The organism is Chloroflexus sp., from assembly GCF_034432675.1.
GTDB lineage: Bacteria > Chloroflexota > Chloroflexia > Chloroflexales > Chloroflexaceae > Chloroflexus.
The window spans coordinates 26,735-33,003 of sequence record NZ_DAOUBI010000014.1; the positions used below are offsets into that span (position 1 = coordinate 26,735).

A 6,269-nucleotide genomic window follows, 5' to 3' on the forward strand; every position below is an offset into this window, starting at 1 on the left:
CACTACGACCATCCGCTGCCCATGCGTGACGTGAGACCCTCGCGACAGCGATGCAACACGATAGTGCCCAGGATCGCGCACAATGAGATAGGCGCTGCTCACGAGCGAAGAAGGTGACAACCTGGATATGGGTGATGCATAGCGCTGCGCGAGAGCGGGGAGCGTAGCGGCTGCGATCACCTCTGAACAACCATCCATTGCACGCGATGCAAGACATTCCCATCCACCGCATCCCGTGGATAGTCAGGTGAACGGTACAGGTACCGTTCGTAGGGGCGGGTTCTCAACCCACCCCTACGGAACCCGCCTCTACACACCACCGGCACGAGCATGCTGTGGGGCAGGCTACCGGCTTGCGTTCAGCCATCCCCATCATAGGGGCACGTACCGGCGCGGAGGCCGCTGCAATCCGCGCCAGATCGTGAGTACGACTGGCGCGGCAGCATGGCTGCCGCACTCCAAACCGCGCGACACACGTATGACGAACGGGTAAAGCAATTCATCCAGCACGTGCTGGCACGGCTGGAGCGGCGCACTGTCACCTGGCCAGTCGCCCAAAACGGCATCCATGGCGATCATACGCGCTGATACACCCATGGTTGACACCAGTTGTAGGTAATGCATAGCCGCTGGGGGGAGGAGCCGAGAATGTACACCCGCCCCCAGCAGGGCGGGCTGAGGTGGGGGCGTATCTCTGCGCCCTGCTGGATGTCGCACCACCATCACCTGCTTGCCAACCATCACGCTGGCACTGTACCTGAGCGTTGAATGCACTGAACCGGTCAGTGTACCTGTGAGGACCCGCCAGCAGCCTGCCACTCAAGTACGAGTGTAACGGCCTGAATGATGCGCATTATCTCAGCTCAGCACACCAGTGCGGAAAGCGGACGTTTACCTCTCACCACCTGACTGGTGGGCTGAAGCATCTGCCAGGCGCACAGGCGAACGACTATTCGGTGCTGAACGATGTACGTCTCACCCATAGTAACGCACGACTTTAGCCGAAGCCGACCATTGACACCGTTACGTATGCAGGGTACGATAAAAGTATGAGCACAAAACGCATTATCATCACTGGCGCAACCGGCCTCATCGGGCGCAGGCTGGTTGCTGAACTACGCAACGACTACCACCTGGTCATCTTCAGTCGCGACCCGGCGCGGGCACGGTCAACCCTGCCCGGTGCTGCCGACTATATTGCCTGGCAGCCATCTGAACAGGGGCCATGGGCGGCTGCCATTGATGGCGCCTGGGCAGTGGTTCATCTGGCCGGGGCACCGATTTCGACCGGTTTGCTCGGCAAACGATGGACGTCCGAATACAAGGCGGAGATTCGCGACAGTCGGGTGATTGGCACCCGTGGTATCGTCAATGCCATCGCTGCCGCGTCGCAGCGACCTAGCGTTTTCGTCTGTGCGTCGGCAGTTGGCTACTACGGCCCATATCGCGACAACACCCCGCTCACCGAAGACGCGCCGCCGGGGCGTGATTTTCTGGCGCAGGTCTGCGTGGCGTGGGAAGCGGAAGCCGTGCGCGCTGAAGAATATGGCGTGCGTACCGTGCGTCTACGCACTGGTCTGGTGCTCGATCCCACATCGGGAGCGTTGCCGCAGATTATGCTGCCCTTTAAACTCCTGACCGGTGGCCCCATTCTGCCCGGTACGCAGGTCTACCCCTGGATTCATCCCGACGATGAGGTGGGCTTAATTCGCTTTGCCCTGGAAAACGATCAGGTGCGTGGTCCACTCAACGCTGCTGCGCCGGGTGCGCTGTCCAACCGAGACTTCGCCGCGATTGTCGGGAAAGTGCTCGGCTCACCATCCTGGCTACCGGTTCCTGAATTCAGTTTGCGGATTGCGCTGGGCGAAATGGCCGATCTGGTCGTCTACGGTCAGAATGCCGTTCCTCGCAAAGCTCTTGACCTTGGCTATCAGTTCCGGTTTCCGACCCTGGAACCGGCTCTCCGCGATCTGCTCGATCTGCCGGAGCCGGTGAAGCGCTGAGCGGGCTGGGGGATCGCGTGCGTTAAAGCCTGTCAACCTTGTCTGTATGTCACCAACGGCGTTTGAGCTACACTGTGTTTGATACGCGCTATCCCCTCGTTACCCTCCTGGCAAATGCCTCAACGGTAGCCTTAACGAAGGCATTCAGACCGTTCTCCAATAGTGGCTTGAAGGCCAGGAGTGCTATTGAACGCTTCACGCTCACCTGGTTTCAGATAGCCATCCCACTGCTGCGCCCGTAACCATTCGGCGATACTGGGATCGGCAGGTCGGAGGAGGCGAATAAGCTCCTCGGCTAGAAACCAGGTCATCATTCCGCCGACCGGGCTCACACCGCAGCGGTACCTGGCATCTTCTCTCAGAAACCCACGCTGTATCAGTTGCCGCTGTTCGGGGGCGAGGTTGGGGAGATCGGTCAGCAGATAGTTCACATCAAACTCACGATCAGGGATCAGCCCTGGTATGGCCTCTAGTGCAGCCAGCGTAAAAGCCATTTGCTGGTAGGGCGTCCAGAGCCGCCAGGTACCACGCAGGATGGTTTCCACCTGGGCAAAAGTCTCATTCACGGCCTGTTCACAGCGTTGTTTGAGATCAGGGTAGTCGGAGGAGAACCAGTGCCAGAAATGAGCCGCCACCTGCAGGAGATATGGATGACCACCACTCAGACGGGCCAGATACTCGCGTTCCTGGCGGGTGAAGGGAACATTCGCGGCTGCAAAGAGTGTATCAATCTCGACATGGGTGAACGGGCCAATGGTGATCTCTTTCATGAAATTGAAATAGGGCGAGCTGCTACGGCTATATTCCTGAGTGCGCTGGTTGAGCGCATCGAGCGATTGTCTGGCCGCAACGACCAGGCTCAGCGAGGGGAAACGGGTTGCCAGCGAGCGTAACCCGCCGTAAAACTCGGTCTGGTTCAGACCCGGTTCATCCAGGACAACATCGAACTCATCAATCAGCAAAATCAGACGCTGACCGGCCTGGTGCAACTGGTGAAACAGGCTTTCGAGGACAAACGCACCAAAGCGCTCGCGCTCTGCTCTGAGGAAAGCCTGCCGAACCTCCTTCAGACCCTGCACCGGTTCCAGGGCCGCCTGCCAGAACTGTGGTACGCTCCACCCATACAGGGTGTGAGCATCGAGATAACGCACCCAGACAGGCGTTTCGGTGGCACCGGCAGCAAAGTAATCCTGGATGTGCAATAGTAATGACGTTTTACCCATGCGGGGTTCGCCGGTAATCAGGACGGAACTCCCCTGGTTCAATGCGGTCAATACCTGTCGTTGCGCCTGTTGCCGACCGACAAAGGTTTTTCCACGCACCGGATTGCCGAAGATGAACGGGTTCATTGTTGTCACGATACCATGTCAGTGTCAGTAGGGCCAGACCGGTACCGGCCACCGTCCACTACTCAACCAGACCAGACCACCACTACCGGCAAAGATCAGAAACAGCCAGCTCAGACCCAGTACAGCCAACGGCCAGGGTTGGGCACGCTAGTGTTTAATAGCTTGTTCAGCTATATGCGCCACGCCGAGCGCCACGCCGAGCGCCACGCCGAGCGCCACGCCGCCCGCCACGCCACCCGCCGACTCGCTGTTAGTAAACATATCATTAAGCAACCAGCAAGTGAACCAGAGCAGCATGATGGTGGGTGGCATCCACGGTTGGATTTGCCATAGCTGGGTATCTTGCTGTTCTGCCAGCCTTTCAAGCCACGCCGGGGATGGTTCTCCCATCATCCCAAAGTTGACGTCCAGTGAAAGTATAAGGAGCAGGCCAAACGCCAGGAGATATACCAGCCGGTCGGCTATCGGGCGTAACGATGTTTCACCGTGTGCCGCTATATACTGATTGATCAAGGCGGGCTGCATGAACGTCCACCATAGCAGGCGCAGGCCGTCCAGTGGGTTCCAGCGCGAGAGTTGGGGAGGTGGTGAAGGGGCGATGTCGCTTTGTAACTGCTTGATGGTCTTATCGCGTTGGGCGATGTCGCTTTGCAACTGCTTAATGGTCTCATCACGTTGGGTCAGGTCTGCCTCAAGGTGAGCAATCGTCCTGTTGCGCTGTTCCAGTTCCGATTGGGGATCAATACCGTAGACGGCCCAGTATAGATAGCGACTGGCCTCTTCGTAGTCGGGATCAAGGGCAATGATCTCAGCCAGCAACGTTTTGGCGCTATTCCAGTCTTCTTGCTGCACTGCGCCTAACGCCTGCCGATACAGCTCGTCGAGGCGAATATCCTGTTCCAGGGTGACCTGTTCGCGCTGCCAGTCGTGATCGGTTGGGTAAGCGGTGGCCAGTTGATGCAACCGTGCTTTGGCGGTTGCGTAGTCGCGTTGCCGGCGAAGCTGTTCCAGTTCAGTCAGTGCCTGTTGTACCGCTTGCCGGCGGATACGGGTACGGATACGCTCCTAGGCCGGTATATCTTCAGCCTGCTCATAAGCCTGCAAGGCTTCGCTCAACCGATCTTGTGCTTCGTAACTGGCACCAAGTTCTCGGTACAGGCGGTGATGTTCGCTGCGGATGTCGGGGTCATCCGCCAGTCGCTCCCAGGCCCGGTCGATCAACGCCCGGCGTTGTTCCGGGCCGGTTGCGCTCTTCATCTGTTCCAGGTAGACCTGCTTCAGCCGCGAGCGTGCTCTGCGCGGCGCTATGTCGAACAGGGTCTCCAGCTCTGTTTGGGCCTCGGTCCACCGGTTATTAAAGAGCAACAGCTCGGCCAGCAATTCGCGTGCGCCGGAGTGGTTGGGGTTCAGGTTAAGCACCCGCCGCAGTTCCACCTCAGCTTCTTGTAATTTGTTGTCGTTATACAGAATGCGTGCTGCGTTGTACAGGTTGTCTGCTAGCGGCTCGATCCGATCCAGCTCTTCCTGGGTACGGGACAGCGGTTTATTCAGCGCGATCCAGCGCCGCAGCAGTTCTACCCGAAACCGATAGCCACCATTAGCCGACACCAGAATATCCCAGTCTTGTAATTTCTTCGGTGCCTCACGCAACTCACGAAGTACAATGCGTACTCCGCTCTCATCCAGCACTGCAACCAGTTGCTCTTCGTCAACAATGGTTTGGCCTAGCCCGGCCAGCGCTGCGGCGGCTACCTTTTCTGCCGGTCCCAGACCGTTCCAAATCCATTCCAGAGCGTGACGATAGCCGTCCAGTGTCGGCGTAATTGCATGCTCAACCGCAGTTGCCTGTACCGGCTCTGGCGTGTCACTCTGATCATACGCTGCATCCCAGACCGCACCACACAACGCCTGTGTCAGAAAGGGATGGCCGCCGGTCAGTTGCCAGACAGCGTGTACTGCCTCATCACTCCAGTCTAGGCTCCCCTGCCGTTCGGACAGGCGTACCAGGGCAGCGATATCCTGTTCGCTGAGAAAGGAGATGCGTTTTGAAGGTACATCTTTGAACAGGCCGTAGACGATATTGCTCAGGTCGTCAATGTTGTGGCCCAGTACGAAGACAAACTTCAGCCGAGGAAAGTCGCTGCGGAAGAATTCGCGCAGGTAATTGAAGAAACCGCGTGATGGATTTTGCGTATTATCCAGGACGTCAAACTCATCGAGCAACAAGACCAGCGTTGCGCTCTCCGGCATCTGCGCAAATACGCTGGAGAGAAAGGTCGTGTGGAGCGACCGTGTCAGCGGCGGATCGGGCACCCGGTCGGGCAAGTGCAGCCTGTCGGCAATCGTGCGGGCCAGATCACCCAGAATGCCATCGAGAGATGTATCGGCCCGTGTCATCAGGTCGAAGAAGACCGGCACGTAATCGCCGCGTTGCGGGAGCGTACCCTCCAGGTAGTGGAGAATTGATGTCTTACCAATGCGGCGTTGCCCGTACAGGGTCAGTGCATGCTGGTGAGGGTTACGCAGAAAACGCTCGACCTCGCGCAGCACATCATCGCGACCGATAAAGTTCGGCGTTTTTCCAACCGGTTTTCCTGCAATGTAGGGGTTCGTTGCGATAGTCATTGTTTTCGGCAACGTATGGCTATAACAACGCTCCTACCGTTTACGCTGGTGTATTCGGCAGATCGCGAGCGAATGTTAGAGAAGCTGTTTTTCCCACTATAACCAAAGTTGCCACCTTTATCACCACAGCGGCACGTCTGGACCCGTGGGGTTGCCGTAACCGGTAGAGTGACCGCTGCGATCCGCCCTGGATTGGAAGCACGGCTGCTGCGGCAGTATGGCTGCCGCACTCCAAACCATGCGTCACGGGCAATCCGGGCTGGGACCGGTATTCACTCCACACCGTGATCCC

Annotated in this window: 5 protein-coding genes; 2 read left to right on the plus strand and 3 right to left on the minus strand. The window is 58.0% G+C overall.

Features of this window, described 5'->3' with window-relative positions; translation table 11 throughout:
• The first annotated feature begins 444 nt into the window (after positions 1-444).
• Positions 445-588 (plus strand): hypothetical protein, encoded by a 144-nt coding sequence (locus VAE55_RS01455; protein WP_322814053.1) that lies wholly within the window; start codon positions 445-447, stop codon positions 586-588.
• A gap of 461 nt (positions 589-1,049) precedes the next feature.
• Positions 1,050-2,003: a TIGR01777 family oxidoreductase gene (locus VAE55_RS01460; RefSeq protein ID WP_322814054.1), complete on the plus strand. Its 954-nt coding sequence runs from the start codon at positions 1,050-1,052 to the stop codon at positions 2,001-2,003.
• 131 nt (positions 2,004-2,134) lie between these two features.
• Here the strand turns inward: VAE55_RS01460 and VAE55_RS01465 are convergent, their stop codons facing one another.
• The 3 genes from VAE55_RS01465 to VAE55_RS01475 all read right to left on the minus strand — a co-directional run bounded on the left by VAE55_RS01465 (position 2,135) and on the right by VAE55_RS01475 (position 5,977).
• Positions 2,135-3,352, minus strand: a complete 1,218-nt coding sequence (locus tag VAE55_RS01465; protein WP_322814057.1) for an AAA-like domain-containing protein — start codon at positions 3,350-3,352, stop codon at positions 2,135-2,137.
• Positions 3,353-3,499: 147 nt separating this feature from the next.
• Positions 3,500-4,315 carry a hypothetical protein gene (locus VAE55_RS01470; RefSeq protein WP_322814055.1) on the minus strand — a complete coding sequence of 272 codons (816 nt, stop codon included), beginning with the start codon at positions 4,313-4,315 and terminating at the stop codon, positions 3,500-3,502.
• A 102-nt stretch (positions 4,316-4,417) separates the two neighbouring features.
• The gene (locus tag VAE55_RS01475) at positions 4,418-5,977 is read right to left on the minus strand and encodes a tetratricopeptide repeat protein (RefSeq protein ID WP_322814056.1); all 1,560 of its coding nucleotides are present in this window, start codon (positions 5,975-5,977) and stop codon (positions 4,418-4,420) included.
• Positions 5,978-6,269 lie beyond the last annotated feature (292 nt).